This window comes from Pseudomonas sp. LBUM1645 (genome assembly GCF_059716185.1).
The window spans coordinates 3,808,031-3,827,310 of sequence record NZ_CP166811.1; the positions used below are offsets into that span (position 1 = coordinate 3,808,031).

17 protein-coding genes are annotated in these 19,280 nt (G+C 53.8%); 16 read left to right on the top strand and 1 reads right to left on the bottom strand.

Going from position 1 to position 19,280, the window contains the following annotated elements; genetic code table 11:
• Window positions 1-61: 61 nt before the first annotated feature.
• The 6 genes from ACA079_RS16960 to ACA079_RS16985 all read left to right on the top strand — a co-directional run bounded on the left by ACA079_RS16960 (window position 62) and on the right by ACA079_RS16985 (window position 7,228).
• Window positions 62-988, top strand: coding sequence for a carbohydrate ABC transporter permease (locus tag ACA079_RS16960; protein ID WP_046055095.1), 927 nt, complete (start codon window positions 62-64; stop codon window positions 986-988).
• Window positions 989-998: 10 nt separating this feature from the next.
• Complete coding sequence (locus tag ACA079_RS16965; protein ID WP_024164536.1) at window positions 999-1,829, top strand: carbohydrate ABC transporter permease; 831 nt, start codon at window positions 999-1,001, stop codon at window positions 1,827-1,829.
• A 130-nt stretch (window positions 1,830-1,959) separates the two neighbouring features.
• Window positions 1,960-3,063, top strand: coding sequence for an ABC transporter ATP-binding protein (locus ACA079_RS16970; protein ID WP_497700160.1), 1,104 nt, complete (start codon window positions 1,960-1,962; stop codon window positions 3,061-3,063).
• Between the two features lie 31 nt (window positions 3,064-3,094).
• On the top strand, window positions 3,095-4,576 hold the full coding sequence (locus tag ACA079_RS16975) for a mannitol dehydrogenase family protein (RefSeq protein ID WP_497700161.1): 1,482 nt from the start codon (window positions 3,095-3,097) through the stop codon (window positions 4,574-4,576).
• 203 nt (window positions 4,577-4,779) lie between these two features.
• On the top strand, window positions 4,780-6,276 hold the full coding sequence (gene xylB, locus ACA079_RS16980) for a xylulokinase (RefSeq protein WP_497700162.1): 1,497 nt from the start codon (window positions 4,780-4,782) through the stop codon (window positions 6,274-6,276).
• Window positions 6,277-6,289: 13 nt separating this feature from the next.
• Entirely contained in the window at window positions 6,290-7,228 is a 939-nt protein-coding gene (locus ACA079_RS16985) for a carbohydrate kinase family protein (RefSeq protein WP_497700163.1), read from the top strand.
• A 96-nt stretch (window positions 7,229-7,324) separates the two neighbouring features.
• On the opposite strand, the gene ACA079_RS16990 is transcribed toward ACA079_RS16985, so the two are convergent.
• Window positions 7,325-8,626: an OprD family porin gene (locus ACA079_RS16990; RefSeq protein ID WP_497700164.1), complete on the bottom strand. Its 1,302-nt coding sequence runs from the start codon at window positions 8,624-8,626 to the stop codon at window positions 7,325-7,327.
• A 241-nt stretch (window positions 8,627-8,867) separates the two neighbouring features.
• On the opposite strand from ACA079_RS16990, the gene ACA079_RS16995 reads away from it, so the two are divergent.
• From ACA079_RS16995 to ACA079_RS17040, 10 genes are all read left to right on the top strand, one after another.
• The gene (locus ACA079_RS16995; protein ID WP_497700165.1) at window positions 8,868-11,099 is read left to right on the top strand and encodes a type VI secretion system Vgr family protein; all 2,232 of its coding nucleotides are present in this window, start codon (window positions 8,868-8,870) and stop codon (window positions 11,097-11,099) included.
• A 16-nt stretch (window positions 11,100-11,115) separates the two neighbouring features.
• Window positions 11,116-12,393, top strand: a complete 1,278-nt coding sequence (locus ACA079_RS17000) for a VRR-NUC domain-containing protein (RefSeq protein WP_497700166.1) — start codon at window positions 11,116-11,118, stop codon at window positions 12,391-12,393.
• An 11-nt stretch (window positions 12,394-12,404) separates the two neighbouring features.
• On the top strand, window positions 12,405-13,532 hold the full coding sequence (locus tag ACA079_RS17005; RefSeq protein ID WP_497700167.1) for a type VI immunity family protein: 1,128 nt from the start codon (window positions 12,405-12,407) through the stop codon (window positions 13,530-13,532).
• Window positions 13,533-13,639: 107 nt separating this feature from the next.
• Window positions 13,640-14,578, top strand: a complete 939-nt coding sequence (locus ACA079_RS17010; protein ID WP_497700168.1) for a PoNe immunity protein domain-containing protein — start codon at window positions 13,640-13,642, stop codon at window positions 14,576-14,578.
• A gap of 53 nt (window positions 14,579-14,631) precedes the next feature.
• Window positions 14,632-15,405: a PoNe immunity protein domain-containing protein gene (locus ACA079_RS17015; protein ID WP_497700169.1), complete on the top strand. Its 774-nt coding sequence runs from the start codon at window positions 14,632-14,634 to the stop codon at window positions 15,403-15,405.
• Entirely contained in the window at window positions 15,402-16,193 is a 792-nt protein-coding gene (locus tag ACA079_RS17020) for a PoNe immunity protein domain-containing protein (RefSeq protein ID WP_497700170.1), read from the top strand. The genes ACA079_RS17015 and ACA079_RS17020 overlap by 4 nt, the downstream gene beginning before the upstream one ends.
• Window positions 16,193-16,960: a PoNe immunity protein domain-containing protein gene (locus ACA079_RS17025; RefSeq protein WP_497700171.1), complete on the top strand. Its 768-nt coding sequence runs from the start codon at window positions 16,193-16,195 to the stop codon at window positions 16,958-16,960. The genes ACA079_RS17020 and ACA079_RS17025 overlap by 1 nt, the downstream gene beginning before the upstream one ends.
• Window positions 16,950-17,741: a PoNe immunity protein domain-containing protein gene (locus ACA079_RS17030; RefSeq protein WP_497700172.1), complete on the top strand. Its 792-nt coding sequence runs from the start codon at window positions 16,950-16,952 to the stop codon at window positions 17,739-17,741. Before ACA079_RS17025 ends, ACA079_RS17030 begins: the two co-directional genes overlap by 11 nt.
• Window positions 17,738-18,505 (top strand): PoNe immunity protein domain-containing protein, encoded by a 768-nt coding sequence (locus tag ACA079_RS17035; protein ID WP_497700173.1) that lies wholly within the window; start codon window positions 17,738-17,740, stop codon window positions 18,503-18,505. The genes ACA079_RS17030 and ACA079_RS17035 overlap by 4 nt, the downstream gene beginning before the upstream one ends.
• Complete coding sequence (locus tag ACA079_RS17040; protein ID WP_497700174.1) at window positions 18,502-19,272, top strand: PoNe immunity protein domain-containing protein; 771 nt, start codon at window positions 18,502-18,504, stop codon at window positions 19,270-19,272. Before ACA079_RS17035 ends, ACA079_RS17040 begins: the two co-directional genes overlap by 4 nt.
• Window positions 19,273-19,280 lie beyond the last annotated feature (8 nt).

Genomic DNA, 19,280 nt, shown 5'->3' on the forward strand with positions numbered 1-19,280 from the left:
CGCCACACAAGCTCGCTCCCACATTGGATCTTCATAGGTCACCATGAATCGGTTTAACGCCATGAATATTTCAACTGCCAAAGCTCACATGGACATTCCCCAACCAGTGCGTAAAAGCCGGTTGGCCAACCCCGGCTGGTTCCTGGTCAGCCCCTCGGTGGCATTGTTGCTGCTGTGGATGATCGTGCCGCTGGGCATGACCGTTTACTTCTCGCTGATTCGCTACAACCTGCTCTACCCCGGTGAGAACGAGTTCGTCGGGCTGGAGAACTTCAGCTACTTCCTCAGCGACTCGGGTTTCCTGCCCGGCGCCACCAATACCCTGTTGCTGGTCGGCAGCGTGCTGCTGATCAGCGTGGTGTTCGGCGTGTTGATCAGTGCGCTGCTGGAGGCCAGTGAGTTTCTCGGTCGCGGCATCGTACGGGTGATGCTGATCTCGCCGTTCTTCATCATGCCCACCGTCGGTGCGCTGATCTGGAAGAACCTGATTTTCCATCCGGTGTCGGGGATTCTCGCCTACGTCTGGAAGCTGTTCGGCGCGCAGCCGGTGGACTGGCTGGCGCACTACCCGCTGCTGTCGATCATCATCATTGTGTCCTGGCAATGGCTGCCATTCGCGATCCTGATCCTGATGACCGCCATGCAGTCCCTCGACCAGGAGCAGAAGGAAGCCGCGCGCCTCGACGGTGCCGGGCCGATCGCGATCTTCTGGCACCTGACCCTGCCGCACCTGGCACGGCCGATTGCCGTCGTGGTGATGATCGAAACCATCTTCCTGCTCTCGGTATTCGCCGAAATCTTCACCACCACCAACGGCGGCCCCGGCTACGCCTCGACCAACCTCGCCTACCTGATCTACAACCAGGCGCTGGTGCAGTTCGACGTCGGCATGGCGTCCGCCGGCGGCTTGATCGCGGTGGTGATCGCCAACATCGCGGCCATCGTGCTGGTGCGCATGATCGGCAAAAACCTGACAGACAAAGCCTGAGGCCTGCGCCATGACCCTTCAACAATCCCGCCGTCTGCAAAGCCTGCTGCTCGGCACCCTGGCCTGGGCCATCGCGATCCTGATCTTCTTCCCGATCTTCTGGATGGTGATGACCAGTTTCAAAACCGAAATCGACGCGTTCGCCACGCCGCCGCAGTTCCTCTTCACGCCCACGCTGGAGAACTACCTGCACATCAACGAGCGCAGCGATTACTTCAGCTTCGCCTGGAACTCGGTGGTGATTTCCTTCAGCGCTACGGCGCTGTGCCTGCTGATCGCGGTGCCGGCGGCCTACTCGATGGCGTTCTACGAAACCCAACGTACCAAAGGCACGCTGCTGTGGATGCTCTCCACCAAGATGCTGCCACCGGTGGGCGTGCTGATGCCGATCTACCTGCTGGCCAAGAGCTTCGGCCTGCTCGATACGCGCATCGCGCTGATCGTGATCTACACGCTGATCAACCTGCCGATCGTGGTCTGGATGATTTACACCTACTTCAAAGACATCCCCAAGGACATCCTCGAAGCCGCGCGCCTCGACGGTGCCACGCTGTGGCAGGAAATGGTCCGGGTGCTGCTGCCGATCGCCAAGGGTGGCCTGGCGTCCACGGTGCTGCTGTCGCTGATCCTGTGCTGGAACGAAGCGTTCTGGTCCTTGAACCTGACCTCGTCGAAAGCCGCGCCGTTGACCGCATTGATCGCCTCCTACTCAAGTCCCGAAGGTCTGTTCTGGGCCAAGTTGTCGGCGGTGTCGACGCTGGCCTGCGCGCCGATCCTGATCTTCGGATGGATCAGCCAGAAACAATTGGTCCGCGGCCTGTCGTTCGGCGCCGTGAAATGAATCAAAAGCAAAAGATCGCAGCCTGCGGCAGCTCCTACAGGGACACCGCATCGGCCGGACGTTCCGTGTAGGAGCTGCCGAAGGCTGCGATCTTTTGATCTTAAAAAACAACAAACGGAGGCCCATCATCATGGCCAACCTGAAAATCAAGAATCTGCAAAAAGGCTTCGAAGGCTTTTCCATCATCAAAGGCATCGATCTGGAAGTGAACGACCGCGAGTTCGTGGTGTTCGTCGGCCCGTCGGGCTGCGGCAAATCCACCCTGCTGCGCCTGATTGCCGGCCTGGAAGAAGTCAGCGGCGGCACCATCGAACTCGATGGCCGCGACATCACCGAAGTCAGCCCGGCCAAGCGCGACCTGGCGATGGTGTTCCAGACCTACGCCCTGTACCCACACATGAGCGTGCGCAAAAACATGTCGTTTGCACTCGACCTGGCCGGCGTCCCGAAAGCCGAAGTCGAGAAGAAAGTTGGCGAAGCGGCGTGCATCCTTGAACTCGGGCCGATGCTCGAACGTAAACCGAAACAGTTGTCCGGCGGCCAGCGTCAGCGCGTGGCCATCGGCCGGGCCATCGTCCGTAATCCGAAGATCTTCCTGTTCGACGAACCACTGTCCAACCTCGACGCCGCCCTGCGCGTACAGATGCGACTGGAATTGCTGCGCCTGCACAAAGAACTCAAAGCCACGATGATCTACGTGACCCACGACCAGGTCGAAGCCATGACCATGGCCGACAAGGTTGTCGTACTCAATGGCGGCAAGGTTGAACAAGTGGGCTCGCCACTGGACCTGTATCACCAGCCGGCCAACCTGTTTGTCGCCGGATTCCTGGGCACGCCGAAAATGGGTTTCCTCAAGGGCAAAGTCACCCGCGTTGAAAGCCAGAGCTGTGAAGTGCTGCTGGACGCCGGCACCCGGATTACCTTGCCATTGAGCGGTGCCAACCTGAGCGTCGGTGGCGCGGTCACCCTGGGCATTCGCCCGGAGCATCTGAATCTCGCGCAAGCCGGCGACTGCACCTTGCAGGTCACCGCGGACGTCAGCGAACGCCTGGGCAGCGACACTTTCTGCCACGTGGTGACCTCGTCCGGCGAAGCGCTGACCATGCGCGTTCGCGGCGACCTGGCCAGCCGTTATGGCGAGTCCCTGAGCCTGCATCTGGACGCCGAGCACTGCCATTTATTCGATGCCGACGGTGTGGCGCTGACCCGCCCGTTGCGCGCTGCCGCCTGATTGTGCGCGGCCTGATTTTAGAGAGCATGTGATGAAACTCAATAAACAGAACCTCAACCGCCTCGCCCCCGAGGTGGTCCTGCCCGCCTATACCCTGAGCGACACCCGCCAAGGCATCGCGCATATCGGCGTCGGCGGTTTCCACCGGGCGCATCAGGCGTATTACACCGATGCGTTGATGAATACCGGCGAAGGCCTGGATTGGGCGATTTGCGGCGTCGGTCTGCGCGCCGAAGACCGCCGCGCCCGGGACGATCTCAAAGAGCAGGATTACCTGTTCACCCTGTTCGAGCTCGGCGATACCGACGATACCGAAGTTCGTGTGATCGGCGCGATTCGCGACATGCTGCTGGCCGAAGACGGCGCGCAAGCGCTGATCGACAAACTCGCCAGCCCCGAGATCCGTATCGTTTCGCTGACCATTACCGAAGGCGGCTACTGCATCGACGACAGCACCGGCGAGTTCATGGCCCAGCTGCCGCAAATCCAGCACGACCTGGCACACCCGAACGCACCGAAAACCGTGTTCGGTTTTCTCTGCGCCGTGCTGGCCAAACGTCGTGCAGCCGGCACGCCTGCGTTCACCTTGATGTCCTGCGATAACCTGCCGCACAACGGCGCGGTCACTCGCAAAGCGTTACTGGCTTTCGCCGCCCTTCGCGATGCCGAGCTAGGGGACTGGATCGCCACCAACGTGAGTTTCCCCAACGCGATGGTCGACCGCATCACCCCGATGACCAGCACCGAACACAAGCTGCAACTGCACGATAAACACGCTATCGACGACGCGTGGCCGGTGGTCTGCGAACCGTTTGTGCAGTGGGTGCTGGAAGACAAGTTCGTCAACGGTCGGCCGGCCTGGGAAAAGGTCGGCGTGCAGTTCACCGACGACGTCACGCCCTATGAAGAGATGAAGATCAAACTGCTCAACGGCAGTCACCTGGCGCTCACTTATCTGGGTTTTTTGAAGGGTTACCGCTTCGTTCACGAAACCATGAACGACCCGCTGTTCGTGCGCTACATGCGTGCCTACATGGACCTGGACGTGACCCCGCAACTGTCACCCGTGCCGGGGATTGACCTGACCGAGTACAAAAACACCCTGGAGGCGCGCTTCTCCAACCAGGCGATTGCCGATCAGCTGGAGCGCGTGTGTTCGGACGGTTCGTCGAAGTTTCCGAAGTTCACTGTGCCGACAATCAATCGATTGATTGCTGATGGGCAGGAGACCAAACGAGCAGCATTGGTGGTGGCGGCTTGGGCGTTGTATTTGAAGGGCGTGGACGAGAATGGGGATACCTACAGCATTCCTGATCCGCGGGCGGCGTTTTGTCAGGCGTTGGTGGCGGATGATGCGTTGATCACGCAGCGGTTGCTGGCGGTTGAGGAGATTTTTGGTACGGCGATTCCGCATTCGCCCGAGTTTGTGGCGGCGTTTGAGTGGTGCTGTAACAGCTTGCGGGATGTAGGGGTGACGCGGACGCTGGAGCGGGTGCTTGCGGATGTTAGTTGAGTGTCAGTGGGAACCACCCCTCACCCTAACCCTCTCCCCAGGGGGTAGAGGGGACTGACCGAGTTGCTCTTGGAGCTACATCGACCTGAAAAATCGAGTCGAACTCAGGTTTGAAAAGCACAAAGATCGGCCCCCTTTCCCCCTCTCCCCTCTGGGGAGAGGGGTGGTTTTCAGATTAACGTTACAAACCAGCAGGACCGCTCATGTCAAACCAACAACTATTCCTCGGCATCGACTGCGGCACCCAAGGCACCAAAGCCATCATCCTCGACGCCGTCAGCGGTCAGGTGCTGGGCCAGGGAGCCGCCGCGCACAGCCTGATCAGTGGCGCCAATGGCCGCCGCGAGCAAGACACCGCCCAATGGCTGGAAGCCTTCGCGCTTGCCACGCGCCGTGCATTGCTCGCAGCGAAGGTCGACGGCCAGGACATCCTCGGCATCGGCGTTTCCGGCCAGCAACATGGGTTGGTGCTGCTCGACGATCAAGGTCAGGCGCTGCGTCCGGCCAAACTCTGGTGTGACACCGAATCCACCCCGGAGAACGACCGCCTGCTTGCCCATCTGGGTGGCGAAAAAGGCTCCCTGGAACGCCTCGGCGTCGTGATCGCGCCAGGCTACACCGTCTCCAAACTGCTCTGGACCAAAGAACAACACCCGGAGATTTTCACTCGCATCGCCCGCATCCTGCTGCCCCATGACTACCTCAACTATTGGCTCACCGGCCGCAGTTGCAGCGAGTACGGCGACGCCTCGGGCACCGGCTATTTCAATGTGCGAACTCGTCAGTGGGATTTGCAGCTGCTGCGTGACATCGATGCCACCGGGCGACTGCAAGCCGCGCTGCCGGAGCTGATCGACGCTCATCAAGCGGTCGGCACGATCCTGCCGAGCATCGCCGAACACCTGGGCATCAACCCGCAGGTGCTGGTCTCCAGCGGCGGTGGCGACAACATGATGGGCGCCATCGGCACCGGCAATATCAAGCCCGGCGCTATCACCATGAGCCTCGGTTCATCGGGGACGGTGTACGCCTATGCGGATCAACCGAAGGTCAGTCCGGACGCTTCAGTCGCAACGTTCTGCTCCTCCAGTGGTGGCTGGATGCCGCTGATCTGCACCATGAACCTGACCAATGCCACCGGGGTGATTCGCGAGTTGTTCGAGCTGGATATCGAACAGTTCAACGACCTCGTCGCGCAAGCACCCATCGGTGCCGAAGGCGTGTGCATGTTGCCGTTCCTCAACGGCGAGCGCGTCCCCGCCCTGCCCCATGCCACCGGCAGCTTGCTGGGGTTGACGATGACTAACCTGACTCAGGCCAACCTGTGCCGCGCGGTGGTCGAAGGCACGACCTTCGGTTTGCGTTATGGGCTGGACCTGCTGCGCCAGAATGGCTTACAAAGCCGCAGCATTTGCCTGATCGGCGGCGGATCTAAAAGCCCGGTGTGGCGGCAGATGGTCGCCGACATCATGAACACCCCGGTGATCTGCACCGAACAAAGTGAAGCCGCGGCCCTTGGCGCCGCGATTCAGGCGGCGTGGTGCAAGTCCTGGGCAAACGGGCATGAAGACAGCCTGGCGGACCTTTGCGAGCGTTGCGTGAAGCTCGATCCGGCCAGCGAAACCTTGCCGATCGCAGACAATGTGGCGGCCTGTCAGCAAGCATACGAACGCTATCAACAGCATGTCGTAACCCTTTAAAGAGTGAACAACTATGTACCTGGTGTGTGGCGAAGCGCTGTTCGATTTCTTCAGTGAAGACGATGCCAGCGGCCTGGCTTCAAAAGTGAATTTCAAGGCGATTGCCGGTGGCTCGCCGTTCAACGTCGCGGTGGGTTTGCGTCGTTTGGGGGTGGATGCCGCACTATTTGCCGGCCTGTCCACCGACTACCTCGGCCGACGCTTGCAGCAGGTCCTGCAGGATGAAGGTGTGCGCTCGGATTACCTGGTGGATTTCGCCGCGCCTACGACCCTGGCGATGGTGGCCGTCGGTGCCAATGGTTCGCCGCATTACAGCTTCCGGGGTGAAGGCTGCGCGGATCGTCAGCTGAAAACCGAGCATCTGCCGGAACTGGGCCCTGAGGTACGCGGCCTGCACATCGGCTCGTTCTCGCTGGTGGTGCAGCCGATTGCCGACACGCTGTTGGCATTGGTGCAACGGGAAAGCGGTAAACGCTTGATCAGCCTTGATCCGAACGTGCGGCTCAATCCTGAGCCGAATATCGACCTGTGGCGTTCGCGGATTGCGACCTTGGTTGAGCTGGCCGACCTGATCAAAGTCAGCGATGAGGATTTGAGCCTGTTGTACCCCGAGCAGGATCCGCAACGGGAGATTGAAGGCTGGCTGCAGCATCGCTGTCAGTTGGTGTTTCTGACCCGTGGTGGCGAGGGGGCGACGGTGTTCAGTCGTGCCCATGGTTCATGGTCGGTGCCGGCGAGCTCAGTGAGAATTGCCGACACCGTGGGCGCTGGCGATACGTTCCAGGCAGCGCTGATTACCTGGCTGACGGAGCAGCAGCTGGATTCGGTTGAGGGTGTGCAATCGCTCGACCGCGAGCAGATCGACGGGATGCTCAAATTTGCAGTGCAAGCCGCGGCGCTGACGTGCAGCAAGACCGGGCCGGACTTGCCATATCGCCAGCAACTCACCTGACACATCTCCTGTAGGAGCTGCCGCAGGCTGCGATCTTTTGATTTTGGCCATTAAAAGCAAGATCAAAAGATCGCAGCCTTCGGCAGCTCCTACCGGTCACAACACCGAAAAGTTGTAACTCACAATCAACCGGGTCTCATCGACATCCCGGGCAAACTTCTCGTAGTTCGTCCGGTACGTCGCATTGCGCAACCGCAGGCTGACATCTTTGAACGTCCCGCTCTGCACCACGTACTTGAGCTCGCTGTCGCGCTCCCACTCCTTCCCTTCCTGATCACTGCCCAGCACCTTGATGTGATCGCCGTTCACATAACGGGTCAGGAAGCTAAGGCCATTGATGCCGATCGCCTTGAAGTCATAGTCATAACGCAGCTGCCACGAGCGCTCCTGCGCAGCCGCGAAGTCGTTGACCTGTACATAGTTGACCAGGTACGGATTGGTTCCATCCAGATACGGCATCGAATTGTCGCCGTTCATCCGCTGCCAACCGGCACTGAAAGTGTGACCGCTGATGGCGTAAGCGAGCATGCCGTTCAGGGCGCGGTTGTCGATGGAACCTGCACGAGCGGCGCCGCTGTCGGCACTCTTGAGCAATCGAAGGTCAGCCTTGAGCACGCCGTCGCCCAGCGGTTGGTTGGCCAGCAAACCTACGAAGTGCTGACGGTAGATGTCTTCCAGCTCGGCGTAGTGATACTGGCCGGTCAGACGCTCGCTGATCTTGTAGTCGAAGCCGTACATGTCGAAATGATCGGCGGTGACGTTGCAGGCATAACGCTTGTTCTTGCAGTGCACGCGGATGTCCTGGGAGTCGGTGGAGTCCCGGGCGGTGTACTTGTCCAGCCGCGCCGCCATAAAGGTCAGGTCCTTGACCTCTTTGGAGGTGAGCATTGCGCCATTGAACATCGTCGGCAGCAAACGACCATCGTTGTACTTGAGCAGCGGCACGTCCGGCAGCAGTGCGCCGTACTTCAATACACTTTGCGAGAATCGCACTTTGGCGGTCAGGCCCAGTTTCGCGTATTCGTCTTTCGACCCACGCGGATCCTGCCCCGTGGACGGCAGCAAACCACTGTTGCTGCTGTCGGCGCTGGAGTCGAGTTTGAGTCCCAGCATGCCCAAGGCATCGATCCCGAAACCGACGGTGCCTTCGGTGTAACCCGATTGCAGGTTGAGAATAAAACCTTGAGCCGACTCTTCACGCTTCGAAGCGCCCTGCTCGGTGGACGTGTGCCCATCACGAAAGTCGCGATTGAAATACACCGTGCGCGACTCGATTTTCGCCGTGGTGTCGTCGATAAAACCGCTCGCAAAAGCCGACCCGGTAAAACCGGCGCACAGGACTAAAGCGCCGAAGCCGAGTGATTGGCGCGCGGTGATGAGAGTAAAGGGGGGACGCATGAAAAAAAGCTCCAACAGTGCAGCGTTTGCGCAAGGCGCAATAAGCCAAAAAAATAGCCTTCGCCCCGGACAAGTAACTTGCCAGGATGAAGTGGACACACAGAAGTGAGCGGCGATGATGGCAGAAGGCTGTGACGGGCTACAGACGACTTTAGTCGGTAAATGACTATTCGTTTCCTTGAACGAGGCGCTTTAATCCTGCACCATCCGCCCAGCTTATTCAAAGGACGGAATTAAAGGCATGCTGGACGCGAACGCAACCCATATTTCCCTGACGCTGGAAGGCGTTTCCGTTGACCTTCAGGTACTCAGCTTCGTCGGTCGCGAAACCCTCAACCAGCCGTTCTGTTTCGACATCGAACTGGTCAGCGCGCGCCCCGACCTGAAACTCGAAGAGTTGCTGCACAAGCCCGGCTGCCTGACCTTCGGCGCCACCGGCAAAGGCATCATCCACGGTCTGGTGTACCGCATCGAGCAAGGCGACTCCGGCAAAAGCCTGACCCGTTACAGCATCAGCCTGGTGCCGCAACTCGCCTACCTGCGCCACAACCATGACCAGCAGATTTTCCAGCATTTAAGTGTGCCGAAAATCATCGCTCAGGTCCTCGAAGCCCGCGGTATCCTGGCCGATGCCTACTGCTTCCAGCTCGGCGCGATCTACCCGGAACGCGATTACTGCGTGCAGTACGACGAGTCCGACCTGCATTTCATCCAGCGCCTGTGCGAAGAAGAAGGCATTCACTTCCACTTCCAGCACTCGTCCAGCGGTCACAAACTGGTGTTCGGCGATGACCAGACCGTGTTCCGCAAACTCGCGCCCGTGGCCTATCAGCAAGACTCCGGCATGGCCGCCGAGAAACCGGTGATCAAGCGCTTCAACCTGCGCCTGGAAACCCGCACCACCCGCGTCAGCCGCCGCGATTACGACTTCGAGAAACCGCGCATCCTTCCCGAAGGCGCCGCCAAAAGCGATTTCGCCCCGGACCTGGAAGACTACGACTACCCCGGCCGCTTCACCGACCGCGAACGCGGCAAGCAACTGGCGACCCGCGCCCTGGAACGTCATCGCAGCGACTACAAACTTGCCGAAGGCAAAGGCGACGAGCCAACCCTGGTCAGCGGCCACTTCATGGCCCTGAGCGAACACCCGCGCGCCGAGTGGAACGACCTCTGGCTGCTGCTGGAAGTGGTGCACGAAGGCAAACAGCCGCAAGTGCTCGGCGCAAACGTCACCAGCGACGTCACCCAGAACAAAGACGATTTTCATCAGGGCTACCGCAACCGCTTCCTCGCCACCCCGTGGGACGCACACTTCCGCCCTGCCCTCGAACACCCGAAACCCAAAGTCCTCGGCAGCCAGACCGCCATCGTCACCGGCCCCAAGGGCGAAGAAATCCACTGCGATGAATACGGTCGCGTCAAAGTCCAGTTCCACTGGGACCGCGAAGGCCAGGCCGACGACAACACCAGCTGCTGGCTGCGCGTCGCCACCGGCTGGGCCGGAAGCGCCTACGGCGGCATCGCCATCCCGCGCATCGGTATGGAAGTGCTGGTGTCGTTTATGGAAGGCGACCCAGACCAACCGCTGATCACCGGCTGCCTGTACCACAAGGAAAACGTCGTCCCCTACGACCTGCCGGCGAACAAGACCCGCAGTACGTTCAAAACGCTCAGCTCACCGGGCGGTAATGGTTACAACGAGTTTCGGATTGAAGACAAGAAAGGCGCAGAACAGATCTACCTGCACGCCCAGCGCGATTGGGATGAAAACATTGAGCATGACCAGAAGATTCGCGTCGGCAACGAGCGACACGACACGGTCGAGGCCAATGTTTTAAGCGAATTCAAGGTTGAAGAGCATCGCATCACCCACCTCGACCGCAAGACTGAAACCCGGGCGGATGATCACCTCACCGTTGGCGTGACTCAGCATGTAAAGGTGGGGACGGCGCAGTTTGTCGAGGCCGGTCAGGAGATTCACTACAACGCCGGGCAAAAGGTTGTGGTTGAAGGCGGCATGGAGCTGACGGCCAAGGCTGGCGGGGGCTTTGTGAAGGTGGATGCGGGGGGGGTGACGATTAGTGGCGCCAATGTGAAGGTTAACTCGGGGGGTGGACCGGGAGCAGGGACTGGTATTCAGATATTAGGGCCTCTTTTGCCTGGTCTGGCGGACAAGGATAAATTTGGTAAGTTGCTTGAAAGTGCTCCGCGCAGTCATAAGGCTCGCTATATCCTACTGAACGAGAAAACCGGTGAACCTTTGATCGGAGCTCCTTACACACTCAAGCGTGCCGACGGAATCCAGATCGCGGGTTATACAAATGAAGAAGGTAAAACCTTTCTTGTTCATAGTACTGACCCTGCAGAGGTTGAACTCTTAACGCAGACTCGCAAGCCTGAACCGTTGGAGCCGCTATTAAGAGCTGGTGAAAGTGCGCCACAACAAATGAATATGGACTATCGAAACGTTTAGTCGGAGAGTAATCAACATGGCCGTTGCGCAACCGAAAACAACCCAGGCTTGCACAGTTACCAGCATTGAAGGTAAAGAAACAAGAAAGCCGCTACCCCACCCGGAGAACAAGCCGTATTTGATGGAAAAAGCACAATATGGTGCTCGATTTCCACGACTGACGACTAAATCAACGAAGGATGGGAAAACTACCGTTATCGAGCTAAAACAGCTCGTTATGAGTGGCTTGATTAAAGCCGATGAGTTCCGACACGACTTTCGTTGGAACTATAAGGCCGAGGTCAGTTTCGACATGACTTTTCTGCCTCCGAAGCCATTTTTAAGTACGTCATTCTCGCTTAATGGCCAGACTCCTGACCCAGACAGACGTCATACAATGACGTTTTTTCCACAGGGAAGAACAAAAAATCTATTGCGTCGCCCAGACGTGATTATCGTAAAAAATCGCGCCATACGTTGGCCTGCACTCGCAGGACCTGATCACGAAGGGGTCATGCATCCAGACAATCTGGAACGACTGGTTGAGGTAAAGTTTCCAGGAGATAAACTTCTTCCCGAGCAAGAACAGGCATACCTGGATATTTCTGGAGGTCAAGAGCGATTTTCAGTATTGGAAATCACCGACTGCCGCGATGAAGACGATCGCAAGCGTGACGAAGAATACAATAAAGAATACAAACCAACTCGTTCACGTGAGTCATCCGAATGGGACCCACTATTACCGCCCAGCTATCCCCCCAGGCCAGCCCCTGTACCGGTTCCAGCCTATGGACCTGAAGCAACGCCCAGACCTGCTCATGTGGAAAGTTGGACCCAACAGGTACAAGGTGCCGTGGACAGTCTCTTGGAACAAGGGGGTCAGGGTATCCGCCAACTTTCACAAGAAATTCAAAAACACCTTGAGGAAGCTTCTACCTGGATTGGCACCAAGGGTGAGTGGGTACGACGCGAGTCACAAAAAGCCTGGGAATGGGTCGGTGAAACCGGCGGTAAAGTACTGAGATGGACAGATGATCAGTTGCGAGCGATGTGGCATGAGGTTCAGCGGTACACTGACTTGACACTCGACGCGCTCAAGAATATCGACTGGGTACAACTTCTGCTCGATTTGGGTAAAGCTGTTGCGACGGCTGTTGTGATTATAGTAATCGGCGAGCTGATTGTCGCAGCTGCAATTCCCGCAACTGTTATGGCGGCCTTGCTCGTACTTGTTCGTTTGGCCCAAGTCGCTTGGGCATTGTTAGCTACCGTCTTGACAACGCTCGCTAACAGCCCGCTTCTCTTGAATCGTTGATTGAGATACCCATGAATAAGATCTTGAAAAAGCTAGATGAAAAGGCTCCCGACCTTGAGTTTGAACTGCCGGACGGAACTTCCGTAGTAAAATTGGGGCTAATCATAACTTTATACTTTAAGCACGGGTACACCTTCGAATTAAAGAAAAAAATAGACGAGTGCTTCACTAGATTTTATGAAGAGTTCAAGCCTCATCTAAAAACAATGATCTATCGTCGACAGAAAAAGCTTAACGATGGAAACTTCAACAAAGCAAGAGAAGCAATATTAAAAACCGACTCAAACGATCAATTTAGCTGGTTTTTAGGTAGTGCCAGCAACGCGGCCGAAGCCGATAGCTTCAGCCTCTCGATGTTGAATTCGTTCGAAGCACATGGCGACAAAAAACGATCTTACATAAAGTTGGTGCTGCCTTGGTCTTTTCTAAAAGAACCGGGCGGACTTGATCGCTACCAAGGCTGGATAATCTATCTGTGCAACCAGATTAATGCAGAGCATGGTTATGGCGGACTTTCAAGTATATTACCTTACGACTACCACAGCTATATGCCCACTGAATACGAGCTAGCGTTACAATATTCGGGCCTGGAAGTCGATTCAATGCCTCACTCTTCTTCACGAGAATTACTAGGCTATATCAAGGGAGTGAATTGGTACACAATCATCAACCAAAGCATCATAGAGAGCCTTGGTGGTGAGTCTGCATTACGTCACTCCTTTAGCGGGCGTGGGGATGTAGAAATCTTCAATTACAATGAAGGCCTGATTATCCGCGCAGGAGATTATCCAGAGTTAGGTGCCTTGATGGATGGGCACCCAGCAGCGTACGTCGCTGTAAATAATGTTCTAAAGCCCGCAAGAATTCATAACCCAGACCAACTCCATAGTTATTCACCGCACGGCAACTGCTTCGAAAAAGAGAGCACTTATCAATGGTATACACGCTTTGACCAAAATGATAAGAAATCGAGCAGTCCCTCTCGACTTGAATCAGGCCAAGCGTGTAGCAAAGCAGGTTATTGGTTCACCCCGGCTCAGTCGGATTCACGCCGCCATTTCGAGCAAGGGGAAATCATGCCGAGTTTCAGTGGCTCCAACTGGGGCGATACACTATGGTATTGGTCTGGAGAGGAATGATAACGGTAACAGATCAATTTTGATTAAAGTCGATCATCTCTCCGATGGGCGAACAATCGCCCATCGTTTCATTGTTGAGTGCCAGTCAACTAGAACAAAAGAACCACATGAAAGTAAGACAGAAATTCCTGAGTGACACTCGCCTCGATAATTTCTTCATCAATTACGAAGAAAGCATTAGTTTTTTCGATAAACATACATTCCAAGCGGACTGTGAGAATCAAGAAAAAGCTGTCAGGGCTAGACACTTTCAGAAGCTGATACTCAAAGAGATACTGATACGTTACACCGCCGGAAATAAAATCGAAAATCTGATTCCGTTATTGGAAAAGCTGGTCGATAGCTACGAGCTTCTTCAAGAGCGGTTAGCGAATTACGAAAAGATTCCAAACATCACACCGCTAACGATTGATGACTGGCCTGACCAGTACGAAGAATGTGTTCAAGTGTTCAGTCTGTGCATTCTTTTACACCGCAGCGACCTGCTAAAACGCTTCGCGGCCTTAATAGATCAAGCAGGTTACGCAGGCGATGACACTCTATACGAAGATCTGCTTTGCAAACTTCTGCCTGATCGATACGACGTAGATCGCTGGTATCACGATGTTTACTCGGATCTGGTATACGCAACGTATGAGGAGGATAAGGAAAAGACTTCCAAGCTATTGCAGAAATACTGCAATGGTTGGTATCCGGCGTTTAAACAGGCTCCATGGCACGATTCTCATAAACAAGGAGATGAAGGAAGCTACTGTGGATATTGGGCGCTGGAGGCTGGTGCCATTGCTTTCCTGTACGGAATAGACGATAGCAACGTCGACCATATGGTTTACCCAAAAGACTTGGTTGAATACGCCAGAAACTGCCGGTCGACAGACATTACAAATATCGCCTGCGTAGACGCAGGGCAACCTTGTAGTAAAACAGGGTATTGGTTTACACCTGTACAAGCCGAATCTCGTCGCTATTTCGAACGGGGTGAAGTCATGCCGATTTCAAACGATTCAAATTGGGGCAACACGATCTGGTATTGGGCGAGCGAATAATAAAATCACCCCTGATAAAAATACGACACGTTGCCCCCCAGGATCCCGATTTGATGCCTATGAACGTACGACAACACCCTTTCAGTAAAAAACACTATGAAAACTTCCTTAGAGAACATGATGAACTCATAGAGTTTTTTAAGATAAATAAATTCAAATCTGACTCTGCATTAGAGGAAGCCTCTCAACGTGCAAAATACTTCCAGACTCTATCTCTAGACAAACTGCTCGCAACTTACACCGCCGGGGAGAACATCGAGTCCCTTATTCCCCTGCTTGAAGACTTGATAGAAAAATACGATATTCGTCAGAAAGCCCTAGCAGCGTACCAAGGTTTCCCGAATATCTCACCCCTCGCAATAGATGACTGGCCAAATCAATACGAGGAAGCCGTTCAAGTGATCAGCTTGTGTGTCCTATTGCACCGCACCGATTTGCTTTCGCGTTTCGTCAAGCTCATAGACGAGGCGGGTTATGCGGGTGACGACACTCTTTACGAAGACTTACTGAAGAAAGTATTGCCTGACCGGCATGATATCGATCAGTGGTATCACGATGTATATACACCACTCATTCAAGCGATCTATAGCGACAGTGAAGAAGAGGCGTCAACGCTACTAAATAAATATTGCCAACAATGGTATCCAGCGTTCGAGCAGGCTCCGTGGCATGACACCCACCTTCAAGGAGAGGACGGAACCTACGTTGGTTATTGGGCCTTTGAGGCCGGTGCGATTGCCTTTCTATACGGTATAGACGACAACAACCTCGATCATTTGGTTTATCCAAAGGCCTTAGTCGAATACGCTAGAGGAATCAAACCTTGATTAAAAGACAAGAATTTTTTAGTGAAAACCACTACAGAAACTTTCTGAGAGGACACGACGAAGCCATAGAGTTCTCTAAGACAAACACGTTCCAATCAGACTCGCCCAATGACGAAGCGACAATTCGCTCAAGATTTTTTCAGCGCTTAGCACTTCGCAAGCTTACGGCGGCATACACAGCGGGAGAAGAAATACCGTCTCTCGCCCCTCTGCTTGAAGACCTGGTTGGCAAGTATGAAATCAGACAGGCAAAACTAGCAGAGTCTGAACAATCTCCTGGAATATCACCACTCTCGATAGACGACTGGCCACACGAATATGAAGAGTGCGCACAAGTTATTGGTTTTTGTATCCTATTACATCGCACAGACCTCCTTAAACGATTCGTAAGATTAATCGACAACGCAGGATATGCTGGCGACGACACGCTTTATGAAGACTTATTGAAGAAGGTTCTGCCAGGCCGGCACGATGTCGACCAGTGGTATCACGACGTCTATACGCCCCTCATTCAGGCGATCTACATCGAGAATCAAGATGAGAAGTCAACGTTGCTCCAACAGTATTGTGAGGGGTGGTATTCAGCTTTCGAGCAAGCTCCGTGGCACGATACCCACCATCAAGGAGAGGATGGTAACTACGTGGGTTATTGGGCAATCGAAGCTGGCGCAATCGCATTTTTATACGGCATGGACGACAGTAAAATCGATCATATGGTGTACCCGAAAGATTTGGTTGAATACGCTAGAAACCATACGGCAGTTATTGGTTCCAGGGTTGGATCGTAATGAATAAGCGACAAAAATTCCTAAGCGATACCCGATACGCGAATTTCCTGGCTTACAGCGAAGAGACCAGGATTTTCTGGAAGACCAACACATTTGAGTCAGACTCTCCGGAACAAGAAGCGTCCCTAAGGGCAGCTCATTTTAAAGATCTAGCGCTGAAAAAATTATTTATTACTTATACAGCTGGAATGGAAATCAATTTGCTGGTTCCATTGCTTGAAGAACTGATATCAGCCTACGAAGAGTGCCAAAGAAAACTTTCGCTCTCCGAGAAAATAATCGACATTTCGCCCCTTGCTATTGATTACTGGCCAGATGAATATGAAGAATGCGTACAAGTCTTTAGCCTGTGTATCCTGCTTAACAGAACAGACTTGCTCAAACGATTTACCAAGCTTATTGACGATGCAAATTATCAAGGTGAAGACACGCTCTATGAAGACTTGTTGCGCAAACGTCTACCCGGGCGAGAAGATGTCGATGAGTGGTACCACGATGTCTACACACCTTTAATTCACGCTATCTATGCAGATGACAAAGCCGAGGCTTCTCAGTTGCTAGACGATTATTGTGAACAATGGTACGCGGCATTTAGCCAAGCCCCTTGGCACGATTCACACTTGAACGGGGACGAAGGAAGCTATGTAGGGTATTGGGCATTCGAGGCGGGTGCTATTGCGTTTCTGTATGGAATCGATGACAGCAAAATCACCCATAGTGTCTACCCAAGGGACTTGGTCGAATATGCGAGAGCACATGAAGATTAGACAGACCCTCTACAGTGAAGCCAACTATAAAAGGTTTCTGAAGGAATACGATGAAGTTATTGAATTCTGCAAGACCAATACCTTCGAATCCGACTCCCTGGAACAGGAAGCTTCCCTCAGAGCACATCAGTTTCAAGAGTTGCTGCTTGACAGAATCCTGGCCTGTTATACGGCAGGCGAAGAGATTGCGACGCTTATACCACTGCTTGAAACGCTCATAGAGAAATACGAAATATCGCAGAAAGCACTGGCGGTCTATGAACAGCTCGCAAACATCTCCCCGCTCGCCATAGATGATTGGGTGGACCAGTATGAAGAATGCGTACAAGTCATAAGTTTATGCATCCTGTTGCATCGCATCGATCTATTGAAGCGGTTCGTGATTCTAATAGACCAGGCGGGATACGTTGGCGATGACACCCTGTATGAGGACCTGTTGTGCAAAGTACTGCCGGACAGGCATGACGTTGATCGATGGTACCATGACGTATATACCCCGCTAATCCAAGCCATCTATGCCAAGACCAAAGCACAATCCAGCAAGCTTCTCGGCGATTATTGTGAACAGTGGTATCCCGCATTCCCGCATGCGCCTTGGCATGATACGCACCTACAGGGAGACAGCGGAAGTTACGTTGGCTATTGGGCTATTGAAGCCGCTGCCATTGCATTTCTATACGACATTGATGATAGCAACGTCGATCACACGGTATACCCGAAGGCTTTAGTCGAATACGCCAGAAATAACGTTCCCGCCATTGATCGAAGCATAGACAAATGATCAAAAGACAAAAACACCTTACCGAGAAGAGACACGAAAACTTTATAATCCATTATAAAAAATCGTTTATATTCTGGGAGGACAAGCTATTCCAAGCCGATTCTTCCGAGCAAGAGAAGTCTATAAGGGCTAGGCATTTTCAAACGCTCCACTTGAAGAACATTCTGATGCGCTATACCGCAGGGGAGGAAGTTCACAATCTGACAATACTTCTGGAGACTTTAGTAGAGAGCTATGAAAATCTGCAACAAAAGCTGGCTCAATATGAACAGATTGAAAACATAACTCCCCTGACAATTGATGACTGGGTCGACGAGTATCAGGAGTGTTTGCAGGTGATCAGTCTCTGTATCCTTCTGCATCGTCGGGACTTGTTAAAACGGTTCGTTTTGCTGATAGACAACGCCGGTTATGCAGGCACGGATACGCTTTATGAAGATCTGCTCATAAAGGTTCTTCCCGACCGTGAAGATGTAGATCAGTGGTATCACGACGCTTATACCCTGCTGATTCAAGCCATTTACGCCGAAGATAAAAATAACGCACCTGAGCTATTGGGGAAATACTGTGCAAATTGGTATTCGCACTTTGATCAAGCCCCTTGGCATGATTCGCACAAGGATGGCGACGAAGGCAGTTACGTTGGATACTGGGCGCTGGAGGCGGGAGCCATAGCGTTTCTGTACGATATTGACGACAGCAACATTGACCACATGGTCTACCCAAAAGATCTGGTCAAATACGCTAGAGGCATAAAACGTTGATTAAAAGACAAGAGTTTTACAGTGAAACCCACTATAAAATCTTCCTGACAGAACACGACGAAGCCATAGATTTTTTTAAAGCGCGCACATTCAAATCCGACTCTACCGAAGAGGAAGCGGCGCTTCGCTCAAGATTTTTTCAACGCTTGGCGCTCCATAAACTTCTGGCCGCATACACCGCTGGAGAAGAGATCAGCGCCCTCCTCCCTCTGCTTGAAGACCTAATTGATAAATATGAGATTAGACAAGCCAAACTAGCAGAATTCGAACAATGCCCTGATATCTCCCCACTCGCGATAGATGCCTACCCGTATCAGTATGAAGAATGCATTCAAGTTATAGGATTTTGTATCCTGCTACATCGCACAGATCTTCTTGGCCGATTTGTACAGTTGATAGATAATGCCGGCTATGCAGATAATGACACGTTGTATGAGGATTTACTTTGCAAAGTACTACCTGATCGACATGATGTAGATCAATGGTATCACGACGTCTATTCGCCGTTAGTGCAGGCCATCTATGCAAAGACGAAAGAAGATGCCACCAACCTTCTCAAACAATATTGCAGCGAATGGTACGACGCATTTACAGAGGCGCCATGGCATGACACCCATTTACAGGGCGAAGGTGGCAACTATTTTGGATATTGGGCTATAGAAGCCGCAGCAATCGTGTTTTTATACGGTATCGACGACAGCAATATCGATCATTTGGTTTATCCAAAAGACCTCGTCGAATATGCTCGAGCAGTAACCGCCAGGTAGAAAATACG

Excerpts from the sequence above, each read along its gene's own strand:
- ACA079_RS16960 (WP_046055095.1), top strand. The coding sequence starts at position 62 with ATGAATATTTCAACTGCCAAAGCTCACATGGACATTCCCCAACCAGTG.
- ACA079_RS16965 (WP_024164536.1), top strand. The coding sequence starts at position 999 with ATGACCCTTCAACAATCCCGCCGTCTGCAAAGCCTGCTGCTCGGCACC.
- ACA079_RS16970 (WP_497700160.1), top strand. The coding sequence starts at position 1,960 with ATGGCCAACCTGAAAATCAAGAATCTGCAAAAAGGCTTCGAAGGCTTT.
- ACA079_RS16975 (WP_497700161.1), top strand. The coding sequence starts at position 3,095 with ATGAAACTCAATAAACAGAACCTCAACCGCCTCGCCCCCGAGGTGGTC.
- xylB (WP_497700162.1), top strand. The coding sequence starts at position 4,780 with ATGTCAAACCAACAACTATTCCTCGGCATCGACTGCGGCACCCAAGGC.
- ACA079_RS16985 (WP_497700163.1), top strand. The coding sequence starts at position 6,290 with ATGTACCTGGTGTGTGGCGAAGCGCTGTTCGATTTCTTCAGTGAAGAC.
- ACA079_RS16990 (WP_497700164.1), bottom strand. The coding sequence starts at position 8,626 with ATGCGTCCCCCCTTTACTCTCATCACCGCGCGCCAATCACTCGGCTTC.
- ACA079_RS16995 (WP_497700165.1), top strand. The coding sequence starts at position 8,868 with ATGCTGGACGCGAACGCAACCCATATTTCCCTGACGCTGGAAGGCGTT.
- ACA079_RS17000 (WP_497700166.1), top strand. The coding sequence starts at position 11,116 with ATGGCCGTTGCGCAACCGAAAACAACCCAGGCTTGCACAGTTACCAGC.
- ACA079_RS17005 (WP_497700167.1), top strand. The coding sequence starts at position 12,405 with ATGAATAAGATCTTGAAAAAGCTAGATGAAAAGGCTCCCGACCTTGAG.
- ACA079_RS17010 (WP_497700168.1), top strand. The coding sequence starts at position 13,640 with ATGAAAGTAAGACAGAAATTCCTGAGTGACACTCGCCTCGATAATTTC.
- ACA079_RS17015 (WP_497700169.1), top strand. The coding sequence starts at position 14,632 with ATGCCTATGAACGTACGACAACACCCTTTCAGTAAAAAACACTATGAA.
- ACA079_RS17025 (WP_497700171.1), top strand. The coding sequence starts at position 16,193 with ATGAATAAGCGACAAAAATTCCTAAGCGATACCCGATACGCGAATTTC.
- ACA079_RS17030 (WP_497700172.1), top strand. The coding sequence starts at position 16,950 with ATGAAGATTAGACAGACCCTCTACAGTGAAGCCAACTATAAAAGGTTT.
- ACA079_RS17035 (WP_497700173.1), top strand. The coding sequence starts at position 17,738 with ATGATCAAAAGACAAAAACACCTTACCGAGAAGAGACACGAAAACTTT.